Below are 26,650 nucleotides of genomic sequence, written 5' to 3'. Positions count from 1 at the left end.
ATAAATATATTTGTAAATATAAGTTCTAAATATCAAGATGTTGCAGATGTATTTTTGAACAGCTAGAGAAGAATTGGGATGAAAATAAGTTTGATATATGCATATTATGTGATCAGGGTGTAGGTGAATATAATAATTATAAAAAATTTGTTTATGCCGATGATATAACGCTGCCAAATCGCATATATGATGCTGCAGTAAAAAAGAAAGCGGATTATTATATTTGCTTTTTAGGGATGCAATTATAGGAAATAAAATTATACAATATAAGATAGAAAAATTATTTCACTATATGGAAGCTAATAAGATAGAGTATTGCAATCTTATCCCCATAAATCAAACAAAATCTGATTCTTTATATAGATTTATCAGAAAAAATGAATTTTATGGTATTGGATTTATCGCTTTTATCGCTTCTTATAATTTTATTATAAAAGAATTCAAAGAAAAAATAACGGATTTTGAATTTGAACATAAATATTTAAAGATGGCTTTATTACAGAATAAAAACGAGTGGACAAATAGAATTATTTTGAATAAAAATATTTTTAATATATGGCATGGAATTATAAAGGGTAAATGGGATAGAAAAGTATATCGATCACTTAAAAATAAAAGTATTGTAATTAGGCGGTCAAAGAGGAGTAAATTGTCAGTTTTTGATACAATTTATGTGCGGATAGCTCGTCTATCGCAATATATTTTGACACCTATGACTAGGCAAAAAATAAAAAATATTTTAAAAAAAATAGGTTTTAAGTTTATTACAGAGGTTTGACAATATGAGGTGGTGAGATGAGAAAGGATATTTTTGTTTTTGGATATTTTGCATATAAAGGCGAGAATGTAACAGGGGCAACTGTAAAATCTCGTGAGTTATATAAAGAACTGGAAAAAAGTTATAAAAAGATAATGTGTTTTGATACGGCTTTTTGGCGGAAAAGAAAGCTATTATTTATGATTAATTTGTTAAAAGCATTGGTTGGTTATAAGAATATTATATTTATTTCAGGACATGAATCTTTTCATAGAATCCTTCCAGTAGTTAATATTTTAAATTGGAGAAAAAAAGTTGCCGTTCACTTTGTTGCAATTGGTTCATATGGAGAGGCAGAAGTAGAAAATCATAGGAATAGAGAGAATATTAAGAAAATATCCAATGTTTTCGTTGAGACAAAAAATATGCAAGAGTCCCTTAATAAATTAGGAATATGGAATGTTAGTATTTTGTATAATTTTAAGAATTTAAAACCACAGGATATTAATGATGTGAAAAACTATAAAGTTGGTAATATATATAAACTATGTTATTTCGCAAGAGTAGATGAAGAAAAAGGTATATTGGATGCAATTAATGTTATTGAAAGAGTAAATCGTGAAACATCCATAAATATATTATTTGATATTTATGGAAAAATAGAAGAAGGATTTGAAGAAAAATTCAGTACTGTAATGTCAAAAGTTAGCGGTAATATTACCTACCAAGGTATTATTTCTGCTGACAAATCAACGGAAACTTTAAAAAATTATTATATGCTTATATTTCCAACAAAATATAAAGCTGAAGGGTTCCCAGGAACTATTTTAGATGCTTTTTCAGCAGGTCTGCCTATTCTTGCATCATATTATCCTTTTTATAATGAGATTATGAAAGAAAATTATACAAGTATATCATATGTCTATAAAGATAATTCGGACTTTTATAAAAAGTTAGTATATGCATTAAATCATTCAGAAGTGATAAATAGAATGAGAATAAACTGCCTTATGGAGTTTAACAAATATCTTCCGTCTAATGCAGTAAAAGTATTAAAGCAAAAAATGGAATAGTCGATGGTAAATACGGTGAAGACATGAAATATATTGCACTTTTATTTTTTTTGGTGGTATTTATTGTAAATCAGAGAATAAAGATACAAAGGTTAAATCTGATTGATGTATATAGTTTAATGTGGATGTTGGGGACATTTGCAACATTACTATCACTCTATAATTTATATAATGTAGATTCAATTATTTATGCTTGTGTAATATTAGGCGCAAGTGGATTTATAATCGGCTATTATGGAATTTATTTGTTAAAATATAGAATTGTTTTAAAAAATGCAAAAGTAAATAAAAATTATGTTTTAAATAAAAATATAATAAAAATATTTTGGAGTATAGTATTTATTTTCTATTTTAGATTGTTTTTGAAATATATAGAATTGATGCTTCAAGGAACTAGTTGGTACTCCATAAGATATTCATATTTTGTCAGGGGAAAATCATTTACTGAAATTGAAAGCATTTTGTCAAGTTATGTTATGGAACCTTTTGTTATATATATTATACCAATCGTTATAACAATACTTATATTAAATAAAGAAAAAGAATGGTTTATAATATTTGTTGGGGTTTTAAACGTAAGTATATATTTTTTCTGTTCACAGTCTAAAAGCGTCTTAATTACATATTTATTTGTGGTTATCTTTGTGGTACTATCAACACAGAATAAGCGCATAAGAGAAAAACGACGGAAATTTAAATATATTATATTCTTTTTGATTGTTTTGGTTGCATTTCTAATTGTGTATGTACAGAAAAGGAGAGAGACAGGAAATATTTTGCAAAGTCTGTACTCATATGTTGCACCTAATTTGGTTGTTCTTGAACACTATAAAAAAGAAATAGATTTATGTGGGTTACAGGGGTATGGAGTAGTTCTGTTTTATGGAATAATAAATATATTTGTAAAATTTATTTCATTATTTGGAATTTCTCTTAATGAGGCTTATACACAAATTAATTCTTTTTTGAATGGTGTATTGACAAATGGAATCCAAGTTTATAAAAATGGTATTGCAAACACAAATGTATTAACAACATATTTACTATATTTTTACTTGGATTTTAGATATATCGGTATATTTTTTGAGAGTATGCTTTTAGGGATGGTTACTGGAAAAGTTGAAAGAGAAGTTATAAAGAATAAGAATCTATTAGTAGTATCGTATTATGTATTGTTTGCTATTAGTATTTTTAAACTATACACATTATGGCAATTTTATCTTACATCTTATGTTATGGCTTATATTTTTCTGTTTTTTGTTTTTAAAAAGGAGTAAGAAACAATATGCATAAACTACATTATGTAATATATAATGAACCGGATAAATATGGGACAGGGGTTGAAAAGAAAATTATTAACCAGATAAACGAATTTATAGATTTGGGATACGAAGTTGAAGTAAGCGTATTGGAATATAAAAATAAAGTTAAAAAGATGTTATCCATCATTATGGGTAACGATGGATGTAACTATAATAGTATAAGAACAGATGGGGAAATATATTATTTTAGATATCCTTTGGCAAACCGTGCGATGATAAATTTTATGAAAAAAGTCAATAAGTTAGGAGGGAAAATATTAGTAGAAATTCCTACATATCCATATGAGGATGAGAGTCATTCAAACAAAGGTTTAAGAAAGCTAAGAACTTTTATAAATATGTTTAAGGACCAGCATTATAGGGTGAATTTAAAAAGATATGTAGATAGAATTATTACATACTCAAGGGATGAGAAGATATTCGATATAAAAACAATTAAAATATCAAATGCTTCAGATTTATACAATATATCTGCGAGAAAAAATGTAAATCATACAGAGATCAATTTAGTCGCTGTAGCCAATATGAATTATTGGCATGGATATGACAGGTTGATTGAAGGATTATATATATATTATAAGAAGAATGTTAGGAAAGAAATTGTTCAGTTATATTTAATCGGCGGAGGAAGGAGTATAGAATTTTATAAAAAATTAGTGGATAAATACAATTTGAATAAATATGTGTTCTTTACAGGCATACTTACAGGGAAAGAGCTTGACGGGATATATAATGTTTCTGATATTGGGATAGATGCACTTGCAAGGCACAGATCGAAGGTGTATTATAATAGTTCTTTAAAAGGGAAAGAATATATGGCAAAAGGTTTGCCTATTATATCAGGGGTAGAGACAGAACTGGACTATGATGATAATTTTAATTATTATATGAAAGTACCGGCAGATGAAACTCCTATAAATGTAAATGATGTAATTGATTTTTATTATAAAATATACAATTGCGGAATAGATCATGCGATAGCACAAATTAGAAATTATGCAGAAAAAAATTTTGATTTTAAAATATGTTTCAATCCGGTTATTCAATATTTAAAGACGGAGATGAATAAATGTACTTAAAAACTGACATTGAAAAAATATTGGAAAAAATAGTTGTAAACAATATTAGAGAATATATAAAAATTAAGAAGCAATGTGATGTATCAATAGATAGGATAGGACCTTTCGCTCATTATGGCAGTAAAATAAGCGCTATGGAGTTATTTTCAAGAACAGCACTTGGAATAATTTTTATAATGCATAAAGACGAAAAATCAGAGTATGTGGATTTTTTTAATCACGAAATTTTAAAGGGTTTAATTTCTTCTTCTAAAGAATATTGGGGAGATATAGATAAAATTGACCAGAGAGTGGTAGAAATGCCGCCAATAATTTTAATGTTTTTGTTTCATAAAGATTTAACTTGGGATACATATAGCGCAGAAGAAAAAGAGAATATTTTATGTTGGTTTAGAAAAATTAATAATTTTAGTATTCAAAAGAATAATTGGATTTTTTTCAAAATTATTGTTAATGAGGTAATAAAAACACTTACTGGATCAGAAATCAATATAGAAAAGGAATATAAAATTATAGAGTCTTTGTATATTAAAGATGGATGGTATAAAGATGGAAAAAGCGGTCGAATCGATTACTACAATAGTTTTGCATTTCATTATTATGGACTCATTTTAAGCAAGTTTGTTGAAAATAAATATACGGAGAATTATAGATGTAGAGCATTAGAATTTGGCAAATCATTTATTTATTGGTTTTCAGAGATTGGAGATTCAGTTCCTTTTGGCAGAAGTTTAACATATAGAATGGCATGTGCCTCGTTTTGGAGTGCATGTGTATTTGCAGATGTATTTCCGTTTGATCTTAAGGTAATAAAAGGAATAATTTATAGAAACATAGCATGGTGGATTAATCAAAATATATTTAGAGAAAATGGGATATTATCAGTAGGATATTGTTATCCTAATATTCTCATGTCAGAGGATTATAATGCTTATGGTTCTCCAGGGTGGGCATTAAAGATATTTACTCAAACTTCGCACATAGATTTTAGCTATGCACCTTGAAAATTCAATATCTGGCAGTATTTAGTTGTCAATGTTCAGTCAATTATGCCACTTGCAGCTTCGATTTTAAAAGTGCAGGTATTGCATCCATAAATGCTTTTACCAGCTCGTCGATTTTTTCATCAGATATATCTATCTGATCCACAAGCAGAGTTCTGAACATTTGAAGCAGTATTTGAAAAGCCTGTATCCATGTGATATCAGACATCTCATCAGAAAAGTATAAAAACAGTTCCCCCATAGAACGGGTATCATTAGATTCCCGGTTCTCCAGGGAAAGCATCATATATCTTGTAAAAACGATTGCTGTATGGGCAGTCATTGCATCATAAGATAGGGATCTGCATTCTTTACTTAGATTAAGATAGCTCTTGCAGACTTTAAAGAATACTTCAATATCCCAACGTTTTCCATAAATGCGGATAATCTCTTCTTCACTCAGACTCACGTCTGTGGAAATGAGACAAAGATATTCCTTTCTCTTGTTTTTGTTACGGATATAGACCACTTTGGCAGGGATGGTTTTTCCTTCCTTTACAACATCTACCATGACGGAAAGCAGATACCGGGAACGTCCACGCCGTTTCCTGTTTTTCTTGTAAATAGTTGTCAGCGGCATATCTTCGCTGTTATACCGGAAGAACATTTTAGGTGTTTTCTTTACCATTGCAATTACATCATATCCGATTTCTTTGACAGCATGAAGAGCTTTGGAGAAGAGAACCAGCTGTCAAACAGAACGTATTTAGCCGGAATACCAGCCTTTTTAGCAGATTTTAAAAGTTCCAGCATGGCGATCGTTCCTTTCTTGACAGCAAGCATACGGCGCTTATATCCAACCGTTCTTTTATCCGTTTCCTTTGCTTCATTGATTCTGTTCTTTTTATTTTCGGTGGAGAGAAGGACACTGTTGACCGGGAGAAAAGTGCTTCCGTCTGACCAGCCTAATGTAAGCATGCGAAAACCAAATTTATAACAATGTTTTGCATGGTCATATACCTTTGCAAGAAGTTCCACTTTTTGGAACGGTTACGTTCAAACATGGAATCGTCAATGATCAGTACGTTGACACGGTCTGCGGAATCAAGTGGAGCAATGGCATCCCTAATGATTCGGCTGGATAAAACCGTTGTGAACCGAATCCAGTTAATCTGGAGCATTTTCATAAAACGATAAACCGTATCTTTTGCAAAATCCGGTGAGTCTTTTCCAATCAGCAGGTTCATATACATACTTCTGTTTGAAAATATCAAAAGAAACAGATACTGAAAAATCAGTGCTGCAGAAATTCCCTTCTTTTTGTAGGCATTAGCAGTTTTCAATGCAGAAGAAAGATGAAACCGTGTAAAAAATCTTCTGATAGATTTCGAAATCTGGTTATCATTTTGATTGTCTTGTGTTATACTTTTATTCATAGCATGAGCCTCCGGATATATGATTGTTTCTGAACAACTCAATTATATCAAAACCAGACGGTTTCATGCTATTTTTATGTCAGTTATTATTGAATTTTCAAGGTGCATAGGTACTTATTCAAGTGCGAAGTTTGAGATATTTATATTTTTATTAATTAGAGAAGATAAGAAGTTTTGGAGGTGCAAGGAAGAAATACTTCCAACACTAACTTCTAAGATTTTGATGAAGAATGAAAATATGGTTATTTGTCGTAATGGAATAAATCATGTTATGCTATTTAATAATAATAATTGTTATGGAGATTTTATTGACCATTTTGAAGCAAAATATATGAAATTTGTATATAGTAATATGTTTGGCTTTAGTGTTCAAAGAAATGAGTGTGTTTATGAAAAGGGAGGATTTGATTCTGTTATTTCAATTTCGACAGATGGAAAAAGATTTTATCCAAGAAATAATGTAATATGGAGTAAAAGTAGTGAGAAGCTTCTTGTTTCGGAATGGTGTCCTATAGAGGGAGTTTGTATAAACTCTATAATAGTTGTGGGAATTCCCTGGCATATAAGAATTCATCGGATTAAAACAGATACAGAAATTATTGTAAATGATGCGGGTTTTTCTATACCAAGTGATTCTCTAGTGGAGATCAATAAAAAGACTATAAAAGTGATGGGGGATTGTATTTGCAGCGGTGCTGCTCTCTACGATGGTAATGCTCGGCTTAAGTTAACAAATAATTCGCCAGGCACTAATTTGATTTTTCCCCATACAAAGATGCCGTATATTAATTGGAATTTAAAGCCGGGAAAGCATTGCCTGATCAGTGCTTTTTTTGGCGCTACGGCAAGAAAAGAAATGGAAATGTTTGATGAAGTTCCATTTATTTTCTTGCATAATCATAGTGTCGATATAAAGCTCTATGAACAAGATGTAAAAATAGAGTTGAATGGATATAAGGTGCCTTATAAAAAGCGTATAGAAAGTTTTATTAGAGATTGTGCATCTAAACTTAAAAGCAGAATGAAATAAATAGGAGAAGTGTTTTGGAAAAGAGACTGTCAGAAATATGTTATGGGTGTGAAGCTTGTAAGGAGATGTGTCAACAAAAATGTATAACGTATAAAGAGGATCAATACGGGTTTAGATATGCGTTTATCGACAGCGATAAGTGTATAAACTGCAATTTATGTAAAAAGGTTTGTATAGCTGAGTGTATAAACAAAGTGAAATTTAATAGTCCTTTGAGAACATATGCGGTATTGGCAAAAAATAAAGATATATTGAAAGGATGTGCATCAGGAGGGGCGGCTACAGTTCTCGTATATACTGTCCTTAAAGTATATAAAGGTGTAGTTTATGGGTCGGCAGTAAAGGATGGGAAGTTCTTCCATTGTAGAATTGATGATGAGAAAGCTATTGATATTATAAAAGGAAGTAAATATGTGCAAAGTTCACTAGAAAACATTTTTAGTAGAATAAAAAATGATTTGAACCAAGAATTAATGTGCTTATTTATTGGGACACCTTGTCAGGTTTTTGCTGTACAGCTTTATTTTAATAATCCTGATAATTTGATTTGTGTGTCTTTTCCATGTGGGGAGTTTCGTCTGATAAATTTTTATATGAAGAAACAAAAAGCAAAGGAAAGATTGATCGTGTAATATTTAGAAATAGAAGAAAGGCTGTTTTACATGCAATAGATAAAAATAGTAAAGAATTATTTTATAAATTAAGAGAAGAGTCTGTTTTCTGGTTTGCATATGATTTAAAATATTCGATAAGACAGGAATGTAGAGAATGTCAATTTTCACAAGATAAGCGAATAGAAGATATTACTATAGGAGATTTTTGGGGTTATAATAATGATAATATTTTTGATAAAAATGAGGTAAAAAAAAAAAGGTATTTCCTTTTTGGCATATAATACTCCAAAAGGTGAAATGTTGTTTCATAGGGCTTCTGAGTTTTTATACAAGAAGGAGTCGATTATAAGAAAATTTGTGAATGGAATCCAAGATTAAGAATAACGATTAACAATCAAAAGATATTTTCCAAAACAAAATATGAATGTTTCCGAAAATTGTATCCATTACTTGGGATAGATAGAACGATATTATTGTTAGATGGAATCCGGTTTAATTGGAATCTATTTAAGGCATATGTAAAATACCGTATTTTGAAAAGAGAATATAGATGATTTGATGGTTGGTGTTGGTATAATGGGGAAGTATGAAAAATTAGGAAAAAATGTTATGTTTATTACGTTAGGAAATTTTGCTTCAAAGATTTTAACTTTTTTAATGATACCATTTTATACTAACGTATTATCTACTAATGAATTTGGGGTATCGGATCTAATAACATCGACTGTAAACCTCATTTTACCTTTTTTTACATTGCTAATAAGCGAAGCGGTAATGAGATTTACGCTTGAAGAAAAATATGATAATAGCCAGGTTTTTAGTATTGGTATATATACAATTTTAATTGGGACTTTCATTATGGTTGCGTTTTCACCAATAATAATAATTAATAAGGTTATGGCTCAATATTATTGGTATTTTGTTTTTTATTATTTTGTTTCAGCTATTCAAATAATGCTTTCTCAGTATGTAAAAGGGATAAATAGGGTAATGATTTATTCTTTTGCAGGTGTTATACAAACAGTCAGTATGATTATATTAAGTATTGTTTTTTTAGCTATATATAAAACAGGAATTACAGGATATTTATTATCTTTGATTGTATCGAATATTATTACAATCTTTATTCTGTGGATTGGTGCAAATATAAGTAAATCAGTTTTAGCGTTCAAAAAGCTAAATCGTAAGCTGGTTTATGAAATGTATTCGTATTCAATTCCAATGATACCTAATTCACTTAATTGGTGGATTAGTAATTCGGCTGATAAGTATATGCTAATGTATTTTTCTGGAATGGGTGTAACAGGCATATATTCAGTGTCTCAAAAAATACCATCTATGTTGTCTGTAATTTCAACAATTTTTATGAGTGCTTGGCAAATTTCGGCAGTTGATAATTTTGGAAGCAAAGATTCTTTAGATTTTTACAGTGACATTTATAGAAAGTATTCCTCGTTAAATATTATTTCCATAACAACTTTAATTTGTTTTACAAAATTATTGGCAAATTTTTTGTTTTCAAAAGATTTCTATGAAGGTTGGATTTTCGTTCCGATCTTATTGTTAGCGTACTACTTTAATGCAATGTCTTCCTTTCTTGGAACAATATATACATCGGCTAAGAAAACAAAAATGCTATTTATTTCTACGGTTGTAGCAGCTAGTTCAAACATTAGTCTGAATTTTGTATTTATACCATTATTTGGAGGGATGGGGGCATCTATTTCGACATTTATCAGCTATTTTATTACTTGGATAATAAGAATTATTAATACCAGAAGAATTATGATTATAAATTGGAATAGAAAAAACGATATATGTTCTATATGTCTAATTATCATACAAATAATAATTGTAATGTATAATAATAGTTTTTGGTGTTCTATTTTGGTATTTTTTATAGTGTTGATTATAAATCGAAAAGTATTTATATACATTTTTCAATTTGTTGAGAAAATTTTAAATAGACGTTTGTTTTAGCTATATATAAGAAATATATGATTAAATAATGGGAGGAATATGAAAATATGATATTCTTCGAGACTGTAAAATAAACTGTGTATTGTCGTAAATTGGTATGTAAAATGATTTTTTTTTCGTCATTGCCCAAATCCATTCTCCGTGCCGTTTTTTTACATTTACCGTTTTTTCGATGCTATTTTCATGTTCCTTATATGAATAGTATTGTCATTTTCTGGTGATACTATTCATTTTCTTTATCGGCTTTAGCCGGTTGAGTACGGTGGAGCTTTTCGTGTTCCGAAAAACGGAGACGTGCGAAACAAAAAACCACCTGCTATGCGCAACATCATAAACTTAAGCATAGATGTTACACATTTGAATCATTCAGCTTGAAATTTTATTTTTTAAGGTATGGTATTTCTTTTCAATTTCCCATCTCTGGTAATATAAACCCGCTAATTCTTCTGATGCAACCCTATCCGGAAGATTTGTCATCAACGAAAGTTCATTTCCAGAAGGAAGCTCTGATCTTGAGATTCTTACCCGCGTTTCCCCTTTCTTTTTCATATGCGCATACCGTTCTGGGTGGTTTTTGCGTATCTTTTGCAGACGCGAAGAAGTATGCTTTAAAATGATATTGCCATCTCCTGACCGCATCTGTTTACGCTCTGCCTTATAATCATTGGACGAAAGACGCATTAAATAATGAATTCCCTCCGCCTCCAGAAAAACAATAAATTCTAACGTTTCCCTGTTTTCTTTTGAATTCGGAACTTTTCCTTAAGTTTATGATGTTGGGCTGAGCCGATGGTTCTGATTAGCCGTTCTGCCAGATGCTTGTTCAGATAACACTGGTAGAAAACGGATTCATAGGGATTTTCCGGGTTATTCTGTGCGTTCTGGCTCTTTTGTGAGGTGGCAAGGTCTAAGGAGATATACTTCGTACCATTGTTCCTCCCCTGCTGCATGGCTGGATCTTTGGTAACCTTTCCCATGAGATGAATGATTGCTGACATAAAATTTCTCCTTCCTGCCCTCTGGGCGTTGAAATAATAAAAATAGGTAAAAGAATGGGAAATCCATGTTTCAGATTTCCTAAAATAAAAAAAGCTATTAAGTGACCGCAGGGTGCGGCTATCCTAATGACTCTGATTTCCAAACTTAAACTCGCGTGTGCTCTGGAGGAATGGTCCAGACTCCCGATGTGGGATAACACAAAAACTTAAATACATGATTATAATAATACAAGATATAGCGATGGTTAATGAAATAAATTCTATATATAGATTTTTGGTTAATCGAAGAGTAAAATATGATAATTTCTGAACGAGTTTATTGTTGAAATCGTTCAAATAGGATATAATAAAAGTAATATAAGATGAAGGAGGGATTCACAATGTCTATTACGGCTACAGAATTAAAGCTTAATCTTGGAAAGTATCTGCTTCTTGCAGAAAAAGAAGATGTTTTTATTACAAAGAACGGGAAAGTAGTTGCAAAACTGACGAATCCATTTCAGGACCGGATCAGCATGGCACAGTCATTATTTGGCAGCGTACCTGCTGAAATGACACTTGAAGAAGCCCAGGAAGAAAGGCGAAATAAAATATGAGAGCATTGATAGATACCTGTATTGTGATTGATGCACTGCAGAGCCGGGAGCCTTTCTTTAAGGAGGCCCAGGAGATATTTCTGGGAGCGGCAAATAAGCAGTTTGAAGGGTTCCTGACTGCTAAATCTGTTACTGATATTTACTATCTCACACATAGATGCACACATAGCGATAAAGAAACCAGACAAATTCTAAACAAGCTGTTTTGCCTGTTTGGATTATTGGATACGGCTGGAATGGACTGCCGTAAGGCAGTATCGTCCAATCTTTCGGATTTTGAGGATGCAGTTATGGCGGAATCTGCAATCCGTGAGGAAATGGACTGTATTGTTACAAGAAACCTTGGAGACTATAAAAAGGCAGCTTTGACAGTATATAGTCCTGAAGAATTTCTGTTGAACATGAAATAAGCCAGCGAAATCTCCGTTTGGCTATGTCCTGATTGGTGCAAGCACTTTCGTTATGGTCATATGAAAAATAAATACATGAAGTAGAAGGAATTGCAAGAGTGGAACTGGAATTCAAAAAGTGGTGATTATGGGAAGAAAAAATAAGGTTCATCGAAAACGATGAGAAAAGAAATACGTTTACAAAAAGCAAGGCAACGGGTTCTGACTTATAATGGAACACCGAAGCATATGGCAAAGAATTACCGGACGCTGCACAGTAAAGAAAAAAAGCAGAGTCTGATTTTGGTACGCTCATGTAAAGTAAGAAAACGGCGAATAACTGTGTGATTTTAGAGGAGAGATTTCATATATAGAAGGCTGTCAGATATAAAACATGGATTTTAGATACCGCTTATCTTGTATGAGGTAGGCGGTATTTTTATATGCTCCATTAGCTCAGCTGGTAGAGCACTCGACTTTTAATCGAGTGGCCGTGAGTTCAAATCTCACATGGGGCAGTACTGCCTGGATATTTTAAAATGACAGGAGATGAATAAATATGGATCTGCCAACAATAGATATGATACGGACAGGAGAGAATATTAACAAGCTGCGGAAGCAGGCAGGATTATCCGTAAAGTGGCTGCAGAATATTTTCGGATTTGCCACACCGCAGGCGATATACAAGTGGCAGCAAGGCGCAGCGTTACCATCCATAGATAATCTGGTCGTGCTTGCGGCAGTGTTTCAGGTAGGTATAGATGATATTTTGGTGATAGATACAGTAGTACAGATGCAGATAGATGCATGAGGAAATTAGATAAAAATGCAGGTGAAAGCCTGCAGTAAGATCCCCTAGTCTAAAAGGTCAGGATACCGGCCTTTCAAGCCGGAGATATTGGGTTCGAGGTCTCCGCGCTGCTTCGGTCGGTGCTAAGCATGGTCCACCAGACCATATCACCCCATGGGGATCACTTCAGGATGGGTAGCCTATCGACGAAGGCCAATATAATAAACTTAAGGAAAAATTGATAGGGATCTGTCAGCAGGTTCCTTTTTTATGTTAAAATATAAGAGCGAAGAATATTTTAATTCATGTATTTCTTGTTATGCTCAGCACATCATAATGCATACCCAAGGGCATACTACAATTCATGCTATTGGGGATGAGGCTTCGGGGAAGAAGCGCTTATTTTGACTGGATGAGAGGCAGGAAAAATGCGTGATGCATGGAGGGGTGACGGAAAATGGCGGTTTCACAGGTAAAATTAAGAACCTTATATATTATGAAGATGCTTCTGGAAAAAACGGATGAGAAATATACCATGTCTGCGGCGGATATTGACAAAGCCCTGTGTGACTATGGTATGTCGGCAGACCGGAAGACGGTGTACAACGACATTGAGACGTTGAGGGAATTTGGGATGGACGTTCTCCAGACAAAGGGAAGCAACAGTGGTTATTATATTGGAAGCCGGAAGTTTGAACTGCCTGAGCTTAAGCTTCTCGTGGATGCGGTGCAGGCCTCAAAATTTATTAGCCGGAAGAAGTCGGAGGAACTGATTCGGAAGCTGGAGAGTCTAGCGAGTGAGCATGACGCCAGGCAGCTTCAGAGAAATGTTTTCATCTATAACCGCCCTAAGACGGGCAATGAGACGATCTATTATAATGTGGATAAGATACATACTGCCATTTTGGAGAACAGGCAGATTCAATACCAGTATGCGGAATGGACGGTGAAAAAGGAACTAATTCCAAAGAAGAATGGGGCGGTCTATACAGTGAGTCCTTGGTCCCTGACTTGGGATGACGCGAATTATTATCTGATTGCCTATGACGAAGCATCAGATTGCATGAAGCATTACCGAGTGGATAAGATGCAGCGGACTCGTGTGATTAGACAAGAACGTGTGGGAAAGGAGAGGTTCCAGGATTTTGACCTTGTGGAATTCTCTAAGAAAACATTTTCCATGTACGGGGGACATGACGAGGAGGTCACGTTACAGTGCGGAAATGAGCTGATTGGGGTGATTCTGGATAGATTTGGTACGGATGTTATGATTGTGCCGGCAGATGAAGGGCAGTTTAGAGTGCGTGTGCTGGTAGCGGTTAGTCCGCAATTCTTTGGATGGGTGACAGGGATTGGCGTTAGGCTTAGGATTGCAGGACCGGAGAGGGTACAAAAGGAGTATAAGGAGTATCTGGAAGGTATTATGGAAGGATATTAAAAGAATCGCAGAGTAATCTACTCTGCGACATCTTTTTTTAATAGCACATATATTATAACCATCAAAACTAAATAATTCAATACCTAAATTGATTTTATGCAAATAAGGACGTTCACATTAGGAAAAACTAAAAATTTTATCTAAATATTCAGACTATTATTCTATAAAATATCAATTTACTCTTTTATTCAAAAAATTTTTCTTCTTAACATTCCATTTCTTTAAACAAATATATATAAAAATTTCGCAGAGTAGATTACTCCACGAAAGAAGGGGTTGTTATCTGGTATATATTATTTTGCCAAGGGCAGGAGGAACAGCAGATACTTGATTCATGCAGAGCGCTTTTATCAGAAAAATCTTTAACAGACGCGTTTGTTCTAACTTATGATAGGATGCGCCGCTACCAGGGAGACTGGCATCTGGAAAAACGAATCTTATTTCCAGAGAGGGTGTTCTTAGAAAGCAAGGATGAGAAAGCTCTTAAGGATGAATTACGACAGTGCCAGAGGATTGTGGAACAAAAGGCTTCCTTAATTCAGATTGGAAATCAGGATGAAGCATTCTTAAGAGGTTTATGTGGAAAGGAAAAACACTTAAAAATGTCAAGGGGTGTAATCCAAAAGGGAGATACCAGAGTGACAGAGGGACCTCTTAAGGGAAATGAGAACCGTATAGGCAAGATTGACCGGCATAGGCGGTTGGCCAGACTTGATTTTTTTGGGCATGAGCTGGGAAATGTTTGGGCGGGTCTTGAAATTTTTGAAAAGAATTGAAATGTGTTGACAAAAACAGATTCGGAAGATTTGGTTGTGGTTAGTGCCATGATTGGGTTGGAATCTGTAATATCTGGATGAAAATAAAAGGGTTCAGAGCTTTTATGGCTGTGGATATGGCGAAGCCTGCCCTTTATGGCTATATATAATTGTGTGTTATTTCTAAAAGGGGTGGGGAAATGTGGTATGTAATCCAGACCCAGACCGGAGGAGAAGAAGAACTGGTCGGGTTGATTGGGAAAATAATTTCAAAAGAATATTATGAGGAATGTTTTTGTATGAATCGGGAGTGTGTCAGAAAGACGGAGAAAGGGCAGGAGATTTTTCTGCGGCCGTTGTTTCCGGCATATATTTTTGTGGTTACCGATCATCCGAAACGATTATTTTTGCAGTTGAAGCGGGTGCCAAGGCTTACAAGGCTTTTGAGTGATCAGGAGGATTCGTTTTTTAGTGTGTCTGAGGAAGAACAGATTTTTCTGGAAAATGTGCAGAATGAGGAGCATATTGTGCAGCGTTCCCTGGTGGAGGTGGATGACGAGGGGATGATCGTGAAAGCCTATGGTCCGGTGGGGAGATATCGGAACGCGATTGTGAGGCAGAGGCTGAGGAAAAGGTATGTGTGTATTGAGCAGGATTTCTGGGGGAAGAAAAGGAAGATTTATTTGGGGATAAGGCTTAGGGAAGATGGGAAAGGATAGATAATATGAACTATTTGTTTGTAGTAGCGCATCCAGATGATGAAGTGCTTGGCGCTGGTGCTACAATTCATAAGTTAATTCGACAAGGGAACAGGGTAGCTGTATGTACGTTGGCAAATCATGCGGCAGCAAGGGTGAATATTTCAGAAACGCTTCAAGCTGACCAACTGAACGCTTATAAAATCATGGGTGTACATAATTCGTATGTTGGAGATTTTCCTAATATAAAGATGAATACTGTTCCCCATCTGGAGCTTGTACAGTTTGTTGAAAAATGTATTCAGGATTGGCAGGCAGAATTTATTTTTACACATCATCCTTCGGATACAAATAATGACCATGTAGTAACAAGCTATGTTGCCCAGGCAGCATCGCACCTTTTTCAGAGAAAAGAAGGCGTACCAGAACTCAAACAGTTTCTCTATATGGAGGTTTTATCCTCAACAGAGTGGGCCTTTGATTCTTCTTCAAACCGATTTACGCCTAATATGTTCGTAGAGGTTGGGAAAGAAGGAATAGACATTAAATTAAAGGCATTAGCTGCATACTCAGGTGTTATGCGTCCATACCCCCATCCAAGGTCTAATGAAGGTATTACTGGTTTGGCTGCTTACCGAGGTGTGCAGGCAGGATGCAGTTATGCGGAAGCATTTGAATCGGTATTTTGTAGATTGTGAGGATATGATGAAATATACTTACTCATTTTTAAAGAGGCTTTTCGATATCGTAGCTTCATTAGGAGGAATAATTGTTACACTTCCCATTTGGTTTGTTGTAATTATTGGGATAGAAATATCTGATCCAGGACCGCTGTTCTATTTTGCCCGTCGTGTTGGAAAAAACAATAAATATTTCTATATGATTAAGTTTCGGTCAATGAGGGTGGATAAAAATGCCAATGAAAAAAGTTTGAGGCCGGAACAAAGCAGGATTTATCCGTTTGGACGTTTCATACGTGCTGCAAAGCTAGATGAACTTCCCCAACTTTTAAACGTTTTTCTGGGAAGTATGACTGTGGTAGGGCCTCGTCCGGCTTCTGTGGAGCAGCTTTCGGTTACCCGCGGAGGGGAAAATTCCAGCGTTGCATCTGTAAAGGCAGGCTTGACCAGCCCTGCGGCTTTATATGACTATCTTTATGGAGACTTTATAGAAGATGAGAAGGAGTATGAGGACAAGGTGCTGCCTGCGAGATTGGCTTTAGACAGATATTATATTGGAAAACAGAGCATGAGATATGACTTGAAGCTGATTTGGTACACTGTGAGAAGTATCTGGGGGACTATCGCAAAAAAAATACCGGTAGATATCCTGGAAGAAATGCTTGATGCTGTTGATGGGGATAGACAGGCGATAGAGGAGGTGAAAAGAAGAATTGACCATATTGGTGACAGGAGTTAAAGGGATGATTGGCTCCCGATTGGTGGGTGAACTTCTGAAAGCCGGACATCACGTAATAGGAATAGACCGGACAGGAAAAGAAGTATGTGGGAAAAATTATGCTCGGTATCAAGCCGACTTGGGGGATAAAGAAAGAATTAAGATGATAGTTGATACTAACAAGGTTGACCGATTCATACATCTTGCTGCATTAGCTCATACAGAGGGTGAGTCAGATCTTTCGTGGGATAGATATTATCATGTGAATGTGAAGTGTGCAAAAAATCTGTTTGATGCTGCTGGAGAAAAACCTGTACTTTTTATAAGTACGATTGATGTATATGGTTTTTTTGATGGAAAATCTATTGTTGATGGGCAGACAGAGCTTCATCCAGTTTCAAATTATGGAAAAAGTAAGGCATTAGCAGAAAAAGCGTGCAGAAAACTCAAACATTATACGATTTTTCGTTTTTCCCCAATATATTCAGATGAAATTAAGCGGGATATACAAAAGCGATACTATTTGAAGTATCCAAATGTAGCATACCAGGTAGGCAGGGGAACTGAATACGAAATTCTCAATGTGAAGAAAGCAATAAAATCTATCGAAGCTTGGTGTAACACAGAGCCAATAAATGATATTAGGGTTATTAAAGACTCAAAATCTATGTGGACCCCAGACTATATAAAAGCAGAAAGAAAAGCAGGAAGGGCAAAGCTTGTTTTGCATTTTCCCAGATGGATTGTGTGTTGCGGCTATGTAGTTCTTAAGAGAGTTTTTGGAGAGAATGAAAAGACCTACTTATTGAATAAAGTGGTATATCCGTTGAAAAGCAAGTAGATATATTGACTATTTATACTGAGGGAGGAAAAAGTAATGCAAACAGAATATAAAGGGAAAACGGTTCTGCTTTTAGACGGATATGGACGGCAAATCCCTAGTATTCTTCATCAGCTTCATGAATTAGGATGTGTTGTAACAACTGTATGTGAGTCAAAGCTGGATGTAGGTTATACATCCAGATATCCCCAAAAAAGAATTGTTGTAAAAGGTATTCGCGAAAATAAAAAAGTTTACAGACAAGAGATTGAAAATGAATTGAAAAGAAATCATTACGATATTCTTTTTCCGGTTCTTGAGGTAGCGACAGATATATGTATCGATGGTGATTTTCAGGACAGATACAGAAATCTAAAAATAATAGCGGCCTCTCGTGAGGCTTTTTTAAAGGCTTACGATAAACAGCAGACGATGAAAATCTGTATGGAGAATCAAATTCCGTGTCCGATTACGAAGATGGATAATGAGACTATGGAGGAATTTCTTGCGAAGATAGATTTCCCGCTTGTGGCAAAGCCGCGGAAGGGGAGTGGTGCTGCGGGATTTAAGCGTATTATGAATCGAAAGCAGCTTTATAAATACCTTGCGGATGGAATCATCAAGGTTGAGGAATATGTAATTCAAGAACTTATACCTGAAGGCGGTCTTCAATACGGCGGATATGTAATGATGGATCGAGATCATAAACCCCAATCTACATTGGTAGTAGAGTCGTGTCGATGGTTTCCAATTGATGGAGGCCCTGGATGTTATATTAGAACAATCAATCATAAAGCTATGGCTGCATATTCCAACCGTCTGTTAGAATGTCTTGACTGGACGAGCTTTGGGCATATTGGGTTTATTATGGATCCTCGTGATCATACGCCGAAAGTAATGGAGATAAACGGACGTATTCCTGCAAGTATCAAAATATGTGAATGGGCTGGAACAAAGCCTGTAAAAAATATGCTTGATCTTGCATATGGAAAGACGCTTACTCCAATGAAAAAAAGGATACCTGAAAACCTGGCTTTAAGATATTTTCACACAGATTTATTATGGTTAATAAAAAATCCTAATCGACTTAAAGCTAAACCATCCTGGTTCTATTGCCGCAAACAAAGAGACTATATTTTTTCCTGGCAAGATCCGATTCCTTTTTTTAGTTATGCGATAGAGCATATTCTGACATATAGAAAGGACATGGCTAAGAGAAGGCATTAGGAGGTGAGCTTGTGAATCCGCAGATAAGTATTGTGGTTCCTGTATATAAAGTTGAAGAAGATTTTTTGCGCAACTGTATAGAAAGAATTCTGGAGCAAACATATTCAGATATTGAGTTGATTTTGGTGGATGATGGGAGTCCGGATCAATGCGGTGAAATATGCGACGAATATGCTTTAACAGATAAACGGATAAGAGTCATTCATCAAATAAATAGAGGTGTTTCATTGGCTAGAAATACTGGCATTAAAAACGCTTGTGGTAATTGGATTTTATTTGTCGATGCAGATGATTGGCTGGAAAAAGACGCATGTGAAGTTTTGGCTCTTGCAGCACAGAAATATAAAGACTGCGATATAATCCAATTCAGGGCGTATCAAAACTATGCTGTTAATGAAAAAAAGTTGGATACGAGTATTAAAAGTAATTACATATATTCGTCCGAATCGATAGACGATATGCTATTTGTTTACCGAAATGGGATGCAGACTCCCAATTTTAGAAAACAGTCAATAGCCGTGGCTACATCCTACTTTGTGTGGGATAAGATGTATAAAAGAAAATTTTTGAGAGAGAACGGACTGGAATTTCCGCCAGGAATAAAAATCAGTGAAGATAAGCTTTTTATTTAAACTGTCTTTTAAAATTTAATAATATGGTATTGATTGATGATTTTTTATATCACTATAGAGCTAACGAGTTAAGTGCGACTCATAAATATGCGGAGGATTTTGACGATAATCGTATGCGATTATTAGAAGTTCTTGGCAATGTTGCAGCAATCATGGATCATAAGATAGAGGAAATGCAAAAAAAACATAGTGATATTATTGAACGAGACTTAATGGATTTTGCAGTTGTAGCAGCATCAGGCGTGATTGTAAATAAATATTATCATAAGGCTTCTCCGTTAAGTCCACTGGGGAGATGGAAAGCCTCTGATCAATATTTGAAAAATACGTTTATTGACAAATCAATCCATTCAATAAATTTCCATGAGCTTACGAATAAAAATAAATTAAGGGTAGGATTCATGAAACTAAAGTTATATGGACTCCTCGCTGTGTCAAGTCGATTAAATCGTCGGGGGGGGCAGAACGCTAAGTAAGAAGTAAGGAGACTATTATAGATGTATAGATACATAGATTTAATGGGAACGATGTTTCTCTATTCAATGTCTTCCACGGCAATATGCTTAATGATCATATTGTTATATAAATATGTGTACCATGATACATCAAGAATACGCATACACTTGGATGATGTATTGATTGTAACGGTTCTTATCCTTATCACCAGTTTTAGATATGGTGTGGGTTCAGATTTTTTTCGATACGTTACAAATGCGAGGACATATTATAATTGGTATTCAGATTTGCATAGATTATTCAACTGGTCTACAATACAAGCTTTTGGAGGACAGATTGGCTATCCATTTATCAGTGTTATAAGCGGATATATATCTCAAAATGAATTCGCGATTTTGTGGGTTACTTCGGTAATTATATATGTACCCCTTATTTGGTATTGCAGAAAGTATACAAAAAATGCATTTGTATCTTTTTCCGTGTATCTTTTGTTTGGTTTTTGGGGTATGTCGTTGAATGTTTTAAAACAGGCCATTTCTATGATATTTTTTGCATATGCCTATGAAAAGCTGGAGGAAAAAAGATATATAATCTTTGGAATATTTGCTCTGCTTACCTTTATTTTTCATTCGTCTGCAATCATTGCCATTGCTGTTTTGGTTGTTTCAAAATGGATTAAGCCTTCAAAAACTATATTTTGGGGGGCGATTGGCATTGGAATTTTTTTTCGGTTAAGTACGCCTCTTATAGTCAAAATACTTTCAACAATAAGTGCGCTTAATAAATATTTGTCATATTTTGGAGGAGAAAAGTCATTACATACAGATCGGACGTTTATCTGGCTTGGAGCGTTAATTGAAACTCTGGTTGTGTGCTGTATAATTTATTTTGCTTTAACACAAATAGAAAAGCTTCGTTTGGAACGAAAAGATACAGATCATCTTTTGTCGATTATTATCTGTGGGATTCCATTTAGTATTATTGGAATTTCTGGGAATTTATGGTTGGCAAACCGGCTGGCAAAATATTTTTTCTTTTTTTTTGATTCCACTCCTTTCAGTTTTATTAGGAAAAGAAAGAAAAAAATATTTTATAGATGGAAAAAGCAGGAGATTTATATGGTTGAGTTTGATTATATGGCATATGATGTATTCTGTTCTAATGTTGGATAACTCTGAATTTGTCATAGCGACATATCTGTTTCAATTATTTTAAAGAAAAATATGAATAAAAAGTCTATTGGTATAAATGCGGTAATTAACGGAGGAAAAACGATGTTATCTGTTATTTTTCCCTTGATTACCTTCCCATATATTTCCCGTATATTAGAAGTGGATAATCTAGGCAGATATAATTTTTCACATTCTGTGATTGACTATTTTTATCTCTTATCTTCATTGGGAATAGGAACATATGCTGTACGCGAGGGGACAAGATACAGGAATTCAAGGAAAGAGATATCTCGGTTTACATCAGAAGTATTTACAATTAATGTATTTTCGACTGTTGTGAGCTATCTTATTCTTTGCCTGACAATGTTGTTCAGCGATAAGCTACATGAATATGCCTCGATAATAATGGTTTTAAGTGTAAGTATGATTTTTACAACTATAGGTTGTGAGTGGGTTTACACGATTTATGAAGAATATTTATATATTGCAATCAGAACGGTTGTTTTTCAGATTATTTCATTGATATTACTTTTTGTTTTTGTACGGGAAAAAGATGACGTACTTTGGTATGCTGCTGTAATTGTAGTATCAAATTCTGGAGCTAATATTATCAATTTATTAGGATTAAAAAAGTATTGTACAATCCATATTTGTCTTAATAAGAGAATATTTACCCATCTAATACCTGTCTTGGTTCTTTTTGCGAATAGTATTGCTACCAGGATTTATGTCAATTCTGATATTACCATTTTGGGCTTTCTTACCTCGGATTATAATGTTGGAATTTACACAATAGCAAGTAAAATATATAGCATTGCAAAACAGGTTTTGTCGGCGGTAATTATTGTTTCCATCCCCAGATTGTCGCTTTTATGGGGGCAAAACAGAAAAAAGGAATATGCGGCGTTGGCCAACAGAATTTTGTATATCCTTGTAACTTTTGTTGTACCGGCCTCTATTGGAATGTTTTGTTTAAGCAAAGAAATTATTTTAGTAGTTTCCACAGAGAAATTTATATCAGCGAATACGCCTCTTAGGATTCTTTGTTTAGCGCTTTTGGTCTGTTTGTTTAATTGGTTTTTTACTTCGTGTATTCTTATACCCGGAAAAAAAGAAAAATATGTTTTGCTTGCTACAGCAGTATCAGCCTTAATAAATGTTATATTGAATTTTATTTTAATTCCTTATTTTGAAGAAAGCGCGGCGGCAGTTACGACTTTAGTTGCTGAAGCGTGCTCGCTTATAATATGTTTATGGAATTCAAAAGATTTAATTAAGATAGAGATAAGATGGAAAGATATTATTTCAACAGTTTTTGGGTGTGCATTTATATATGTGGGATGTATGCTAATTAAATCATTTAACCTGACGCCTCTTATTTGTATGTTCAGTTCGGTTGCCGTATCGGTTATAGGATATATGTGTATATTGCTTGTCTTAAAAAACCAGTCGCTTACATCTATGAAGGATGAGATTGGAAAGAAGATTAAGAAAAAATATTGAAAGGAAATTAAGTGATGGGTATTACAACGAGTCTTGCGTTTGATTTGTTCCAAATACAAAAGCTGTCCAATCAAGATAAAGAACAATTACGGCTTTTAATTATAGACTTCTTTGCAGCAAGCTACGCAGGCTATAAACAGAATAGGGATTTCAACCATGCGGTTGAGAGGGTTGTCTGTTGTCAGAGAGGTGTTGAGGAGGCGTTCGTTTTTCTTCAACGGGGAAGGTATCCTGCGGCAAAGGCGGCCTTCATAAATTCAATATACGGTCATGGCGCAGAGCTTGATGACGGTAATAAGAAAGCGATGGGGCACGTCGGAGTTCATGTGATACCTGCAGTGTTTGCACTGGCAGATAAACTCAATTCAACAAATGAGGAGGTTCTTGTTGCGCTTGCAACGGGGTATGAAGCATACATAAGAATATCGTCTGCTGCGCAGCCGGGAATGGTCCAGAGAGGATTTCATTCAACTGGAATGGCGGGAACACTTGCCTGTTCTGCAGCATGTGCAAGACTTTATCATCTGGATGCACAAGGAATTGAAGATGCGATTGCGCTTGCAACAACTCTTTCAGGGGGACTCTTATCATATGGAGAGTCTCGTCCGGCGATAAAGCCGTTAAATCCTGCAAAAGCGGCTGAAAACGGTATATTTGCAGCTATGTTAGCAAGCGAAGGAGTGAAGGGGCCTTTAAAGGCTTTGGAAGGACCGAACGGTTGGTTCCATGCTGTAACAAGTAAGATTGAAAAAGATATGCTAAAAGGCGGAGAGCATCTGCTTATACATGAATGTTATTTTAAGCTTTACCCTTCATGCAGACATACACATTGCGGAATCGAAGCTGCTATAAATCTACATAAGAGGATAAAAGCAGAAGATATTAAAGCGGTGTATGTATATATATATCCCAACGCAATTAAACTGGCGGGGCAAATACATTTTCCTCAGAATCAAGATGAGACAAAGTTTTCCATTCACTATACATTGGCATGTGCTTTGCAATATGGCACGTACGGTATCAAGGATATGGAGTATACGAAGCTGTCAGATGAAATTGTAAATCTAATCAATAGAATTCATCTTATTTCGGATGAAGCTATGGAGGACAGGTCAAAAAACATTCGCGGAACGAGAGTAGAGGTTGTGAAAAAGAACGGTGAAGTGATAAAGGAAGCAGTCCTTGTTCCCAAAGGTGATCCGGAGAAGCCTTTGGGCAGGCAAGATATTCTTGGCAAATTGGAGGAATGTGCTTTGGGATGCGCGGGTCAGAAAACGCTTGAAAAACTGATTCGGATGATAGAAGATCTTGACGGTGATGGAGAGTTTATAAATCCAATTAGTGTAACAGGAGAATTGTAATGGAAAATGTAAATATTGTATTAGGTACGATGACCTTTGGAGAATCGGTTTTTCATCCGGATATCAGAGCGTTTGTGGATACATTTCTGGATGCCGGATATGAAGAATTGGATACGGCCTATGTCTATAATAACGGAAACTGCGAAAAGCTGTTGGGGGAGGTTTTAAAGGATATAAATAAACCCTATAAAATTGCATCGAAAGTGAATCCGCGGATAAGTGGGAAGTTGGACGGTGAAGCAGCATATCAGCAGCTAAGTCAATCATTAGAAAGGCTTGGAGCATCCTATATAGATATTTTTTATCTTCATTTTCCCGATCCAATGACTCCGATTGAATCGGTATTAGAGACGTGTAATACGCTTTGGAAAAAGGGAAAATTTAGAGAACTTGGCTTATCTAATTTTCCTGCGTGGATGGTAGCGGATGCATGGCATAAGTGTGATCGGAGAGGATGGGTAAAACCGACAGTCTATGAAGGAATATATAATCCTCTGACACGTAAAGCAGAGACGGAATTGAAGAAGTGTCTTAACAACTATGGACTTCGCTTCTATGCCTATAATCCGCTGGCTGGAGGGCTGCTTACAGGGCGGTATGGCAAGTTTGAGGATGCACCCTTGAATGGCCGTTTTACGAATCGTCCTAATTACCAGGGACGTTACTGGAAAAAGAGTTGCTTTGAGGCGGTGGAAATGATAAAAGAAGCTGCTGCCCATCATGGTTTTACGAGTGTCGAAGCTACATACCGTTGGCTCTCTCATCACTCTATGCTGTGTGGTGACCGAGGGGACGCGATTATTATGGGTGCGTCAAAGCTTAGCCATTTGGAACAGAATTTGAAGGCTATAAAAAACGGAAGGCTGCCAGACGATGTACTTGAAGCATTTGACAGGGCGTGGAATATTTCAAAAGCTGAAAGCCCTGAATATTTTACACTATATAAAGGAAATTTGACAAAAGGGCAGGAGGAGAAATGTTAGAACAAAAACTTGTATTTGAAGAACTTAATAAGCAAAATATAACTTTTTTTGTTGGTGTGCCGGATTCTTACCTGAATGGTTTTTGTAATTATGCACTGAATAATTACCCAGAGCGTAATATTATTGCGGCTAATGAAGGGAATGCGGTGAGCATTGCAGCAGGGCATTATTTTGCCTCTAAAGAGATTCCGTTGGTATATATGCAGAACAGCGGCATGGGAAATGCGGTGAACCCATTAGTATCGCTTGCTGACGAACATGTTTATGCTGCTCCAATGCTTCTCCTGATTGGCTGGAGGGGGCGGCCGGGGACAAAGGATTGGCCCCAACATGAACTTCAAGGGGAGATTACGCCTGATTTGCTAAAATTAATGAATATTCCCTATTCTATCCTTACAGACGATATAGGTGATTTTAAAAAAGTAATTAAGAAAGCTTTAGCTTACTGCCAAACAAGCCGTAGGTCATATGCTTTAATTGCGCCGAAGGGAGTTCTTGACGGGGAGAAAATGAATAGGGGAGTGACAGATTATTCAATGAGCAGGGAGGAGGCGATTGAGGTAATTTTGAATCAGATGCCAAAGGATACGATTTATTCGGCCACTACAGGGCGAGCGACCCGCGAACTTTTCTTTCTGCGTGAGAGACGAAATGAAGGAAAGGAACACGATTTCCTTAATGTGGGTTCTATGGGACATGCTTCATCGGTTGCGTTGGGGATTGCATTAGAAAAAGAGAAAAGAAAGGTCGTAGTTCTTGATGGAGATTCGGCAGCGATTATGCATATGGGGGCAATGACAATGGTAAGCAAGCAGATTGTCCCCAATTTTATGCATGTTGTTCTCAATAACGGAGTGCATGATTCAGTTGGAGGCCAACCCTCGGCAGGTTATAAGGTTGATTTTACAGCGATTGCTAAAGCCTGCGGCTATGCCACAATTGGGCATTCGGTAACAGATAAGGAGGGATTGATTGAGGCGATATTGGCATTAAAAGATTGTGGAAGGGCGTCTTTTATAGATATACATATTCATAAAGGCTTGAACGCAACGCTGCCTCCCCTGCTTTTTTCACATAGGGAAGCCATTGACAGGCTGATCGAAGAATTGAATATAGATGAAAGCCAAGTCAGTTTGGAGAAAGGAAAAAATAATGAGTAG

The 26,650-nt window shown here is 35.3% G+C and carries 28 protein-coding genes, 1 tRNA gene and 1 pseudogene; 27 read left to right on the top strand and 3 right to left on the bottom strand.

What is annotated here, in order from left to right:
• Window positions 1-292: 292 nt before the first annotated feature.
• Genes GN277_RS26250 through GN277_RS26230 form a run of 5 tightly spaced genes read left to right on the top strand, consistent with a single transcriptional unit; the run spans window position 293 to window position 5,235 of the window.
• Window positions 293-778 carry a hypothetical protein gene (locus GN277_RS26250; protein WP_159755713.1) on the top strand — a complete coding sequence of 162 codons (486 nt, stop codon included), beginning with the start codon at window positions 293-295 and terminating at the stop codon, window positions 776-778.
• A 17-nt stretch (window positions 779-795) separates the two neighbouring features.
• A complete protein-coding gene (locus tag GN277_RS26245; protein ID WP_159755711.1) occupies window positions 796-1,830 on the top strand; it encodes a glycosyltransferase in 1,035 nt (344 codons plus the stop codon).
• Between the two features lie 23 nt (window positions 1,831-1,853).
• A complete protein-coding gene (locus GN277_RS26240) occupies window positions 1,854-3,107 on the top strand; it encodes an O-antigen polymerase (RefSeq protein ID WP_159755708.1) in 1,254 nt (417 codons plus the stop codon).
• Window positions 3,108-3,115: 8 nt separating this feature from the next.
• Window positions 3,116-4,231, top strand: a complete 1,116-nt coding sequence (locus tag GN277_RS26235) for a glycosyltransferase (protein WP_159755705.1) — start codon at window positions 3,116-3,118, stop codon at window positions 4,229-4,231.
• Window positions 4,222-5,235 carry a DUF2264 domain-containing protein gene (locus tag GN277_RS26230; protein WP_159755702.1) on the top strand — a complete coding sequence of 338 codons (1,014 nt, stop codon included), beginning with the start codon at window positions 4,222-4,224 and terminating at the stop codon, window positions 5,233-5,235. Before GN277_RS26235 ends, GN277_RS26230 begins: the two co-directional genes overlap by 10 nt.
• Window positions 5,236-5,278: 43 nt before the next feature.
• Here GN277_RS26230 and GN277_RS32620 read toward each other — a convergent pair.
• Window positions 5,279-6,650 (bottom strand): annotated as a pseudogene (locus GN277_RS32620) (IS4 family transposase).
• Window positions 6,651-6,726: 76 nt separating this feature from the next.
• On the opposite strand from GN277_RS32620, the gene GN277_RS26220 reads away from it, so the two are divergent.
• The 3 genes from GN277_RS26220 to GN277_RS26205 all read left to right on the top strand — a co-directional run bounded on the left by GN277_RS26220 (window position 6,727) and on the right by GN277_RS26205 (window position 10,274).
• On the top strand, window positions 6,727-7,680 hold the full coding sequence (locus tag GN277_RS26220; protein ID WP_159755699.1) for a DUF2264 C-terminal domain-containing protein: 954 nt from the start codon (window positions 6,727-6,729) through the stop codon (window positions 7,678-7,680).
• 14 nt (window positions 7,681-7,694) lie between these two features.
• Window positions 7,695-8,312 (top strand): 4Fe-4S dicluster domain-containing protein, encoded by a 618-nt coding sequence (locus GN277_RS26215; RefSeq protein WP_159755696.1) that lies wholly within the window; start codon window positions 7,695-7,697, stop codon window positions 8,310-8,312.
• Window positions 8,313-8,852: 540 nt separating this feature from the next.
• A complete protein-coding gene (locus GN277_RS26205; RefSeq protein WP_244325001.1) occupies window positions 8,853-10,274 on the top strand; it encodes a lipopolysaccharide biosynthesis protein in 1,422 nt (473 codons plus the stop codon).
• A 366-nt stretch (window positions 10,275-10,640) separates the two neighbouring features.
• Here the strand turns inward: GN277_RS26205 and GN277_RS26200 are convergent, their stop codons facing one another.
• Complete coding sequence (locus tag GN277_RS26200) at window positions 10,641-10,982, bottom strand: transposase (RefSeq protein ID WP_280178661.1); 342 nt, start codon at window positions 10,980-10,982, stop codon at window positions 10,641-10,643.
• A 14-nt stretch (window positions 10,983-10,996) separates the two neighbouring features.
• Window positions 10,997-11,272, bottom strand: a complete 276-nt coding sequence (locus GN277_RS26195; RefSeq protein ID WP_159755686.1) for a single-stranded DNA-binding protein — start codon at window positions 11,270-11,272, stop codon at window positions 10,997-10,999.
• Between the two features lie 380 nt (window positions 11,273-11,652).
• On the opposite strand from GN277_RS26195, the gene GN277_RS26190 reads away from it, so the two are divergent.
• From GN277_RS26190 to aepY, 19 genes are all read left to right on the top strand, one after another.
• Complete coding sequence (locus GN277_RS26190) at window positions 11,653-11,868, top strand: type II toxin-antitoxin system Phd/YefM family antitoxin (RefSeq protein WP_159755683.1); 216 nt, start codon at window positions 11,653-11,655, stop codon at window positions 11,866-11,868.
• The gene (locus tag GN277_RS26185) at window positions 11,865-12,278 is read left to right on the top strand and encodes a PIN domain-containing protein (protein WP_159755680.1); all 414 of its coding nucleotides are present in this window, start codon (window positions 11,865-11,867) and stop codon (window positions 12,276-12,278) included. The genes GN277_RS26190 and GN277_RS26185 overlap by 4 nt, the downstream gene beginning before the upstream one ends.
• Window positions 12,279-12,437: 159 nt before the next feature.
• Window positions 12,438-12,605, top strand: a complete 168-nt coding sequence (locus tag GN277_RS26180) for a hypothetical protein (protein WP_159755677.1) — start codon at window positions 12,438-12,440, stop codon at window positions 12,603-12,605.
• A 97-nt stretch (window positions 12,606-12,702) separates the two neighbouring features.
• Window positions 12,703-12,775: transfer RNA gene (locus GN277_RS26175), tRNA-Lys, on the top strand.
• Between the two features lie 41 nt (window positions 12,776-12,816).
• Window positions 12,817-13,068, top strand: a complete 252-nt coding sequence (locus GN277_RS26170) for a helix-turn-helix domain-containing protein (RefSeq protein ID WP_159755674.1) — start codon at window positions 12,817-12,819, stop codon at window positions 13,066-13,068.
• 436 nt (window positions 13,069-13,504) lie between these two features.
• Window positions 13,505-14,485, top strand: coding sequence for a helix-turn-helix transcriptional regulator (locus tag GN277_RS26165; protein ID WP_159755671.1), 981 nt, complete (start codon window positions 13,505-13,507; stop codon window positions 14,483-14,485).
• Between the two features lie 395 nt (window positions 14,486-14,880).
• Window positions 14,881-15,261, top strand: coding sequence for a hypothetical protein (locus tag GN277_RS26160; RefSeq protein ID WP_159755668.1), 381 nt, complete (start codon window positions 14,881-14,883; stop codon window positions 15,259-15,261).
• Window positions 15,262-15,440: 179 nt separating this feature from the next.
• A complete protein-coding gene (locus GN277_RS26155; protein WP_159755665.1) occupies window positions 15,441-15,959 on the top strand; it encodes a transcription termination/antitermination NusG family protein in 519 nt (172 codons plus the stop codon).
• 5 nt (window positions 15,960-15,964) lie between these two features.
• Entirely contained in the window at window positions 15,965-16,636 is a 672-nt protein-coding gene (locus tag GN277_RS26150) for a PIG-L deacetylase family protein (protein ID WP_159755662.1), read from the top strand.
• Entirely contained in the window at window positions 16,599-17,357 is a 759-nt protein-coding gene (locus GN277_RS26145; RefSeq protein ID WP_204162800.1) for a sugar transferase, read from the top strand. The genes GN277_RS26150 and GN277_RS26145 overlap by 38 nt, the downstream gene beginning before the upstream one ends.
• Window positions 17,344-18,177, top strand: coding sequence for an NAD-dependent epimerase/dehydratase family protein (locus GN277_RS26140; RefSeq protein WP_159755659.1), 834 nt, complete (start codon window positions 17,344-17,346; stop codon window positions 18,175-18,177). The genes GN277_RS26145 and GN277_RS26140 overlap by 14 nt, the downstream gene beginning before the upstream one ends.
• A gap of 36 nt (window positions 18,178-18,213) precedes the next feature.
• Window positions 18,214-19,383, top strand: a complete 1,170-nt coding sequence (locus GN277_RS26135; protein ID WP_159755656.1) for an ATP-grasp domain-containing protein — start codon at window positions 18,214-18,216, stop codon at window positions 19,381-19,383.
• 11 nt (window positions 19,384-19,394) lie between these two features.
• Entirely contained in the window at window positions 19,395-20,015 is a 621-nt protein-coding gene (locus GN277_RS26130) for a glycosyltransferase family 2 protein (RefSeq protein ID WP_159755653.1), read from the top strand.
• A 23-nt stretch (window positions 20,016-20,038) separates the two neighbouring features.
• Entirely contained in the window at window positions 20,039-20,491 is a 453-nt protein-coding gene (locus GN277_RS26125) for a hypothetical protein (RefSeq protein WP_159755650.1), read from the top strand.
• 147 nt (window positions 20,492-20,638) lie between these two features.
• Complete coding sequence (locus GN277_RS26120) at window positions 20,639-21,643, top strand: EpsG family protein (protein WP_159755647.1); 1,005 nt, start codon at window positions 20,639-20,641, stop codon at window positions 21,641-21,643.
• A 51-nt stretch (window positions 21,644-21,694) separates the two neighbouring features.
• Window positions 21,695-23,146: a flippase gene (locus GN277_RS26115; protein ID WP_159755644.1), complete on the top strand. Its 1,452-nt coding sequence runs from the start codon at window positions 21,695-21,697 to the stop codon at window positions 23,144-23,146.
• 14 nt (window positions 23,147-23,160) lie between these two features.
• Window positions 23,161-24,507, top strand: coding sequence for an MmgE/PrpD family protein (locus GN277_RS26110; protein WP_159755641.1), 1,347 nt, complete (start codon window positions 23,161-23,163; stop codon window positions 24,505-24,507).
• Window positions 24,507-25,490, top strand: coding sequence for an aldo/keto reductase family protein (locus tag GN277_RS26105; RefSeq protein ID WP_159755638.1), 984 nt, complete (start codon window positions 24,507-24,509; stop codon window positions 25,488-25,490). The genes GN277_RS26110 and GN277_RS26105 overlap by 1 nt, the downstream gene beginning before the upstream one ends.
• On the top strand, window positions 25,484-26,650 hold the full coding sequence (gene aepY, locus GN277_RS26100; protein ID WP_159755635.1) for a phosphonopyruvate decarboxylase: 1,167 nt from the start codon (window positions 25,484-25,486) through the stop codon (window positions 26,648-26,650). The genes GN277_RS26105 and aepY overlap by 7 nt, the downstream gene beginning before the upstream one ends.

The organism is Sporofaciens musculi (genome assembly GCF_009830285.1).
Taxonomy (GTDB): Bacteria; Bacillota; Clostridia; order Lachnospirales; family Lachnospiraceae; genus Sporofaciens; species Sporofaciens musculi.
Note: the sequence above shows the minus strand (reverse complement) of the source record. Positions and strands in the feature narration are given on the sequence as shown.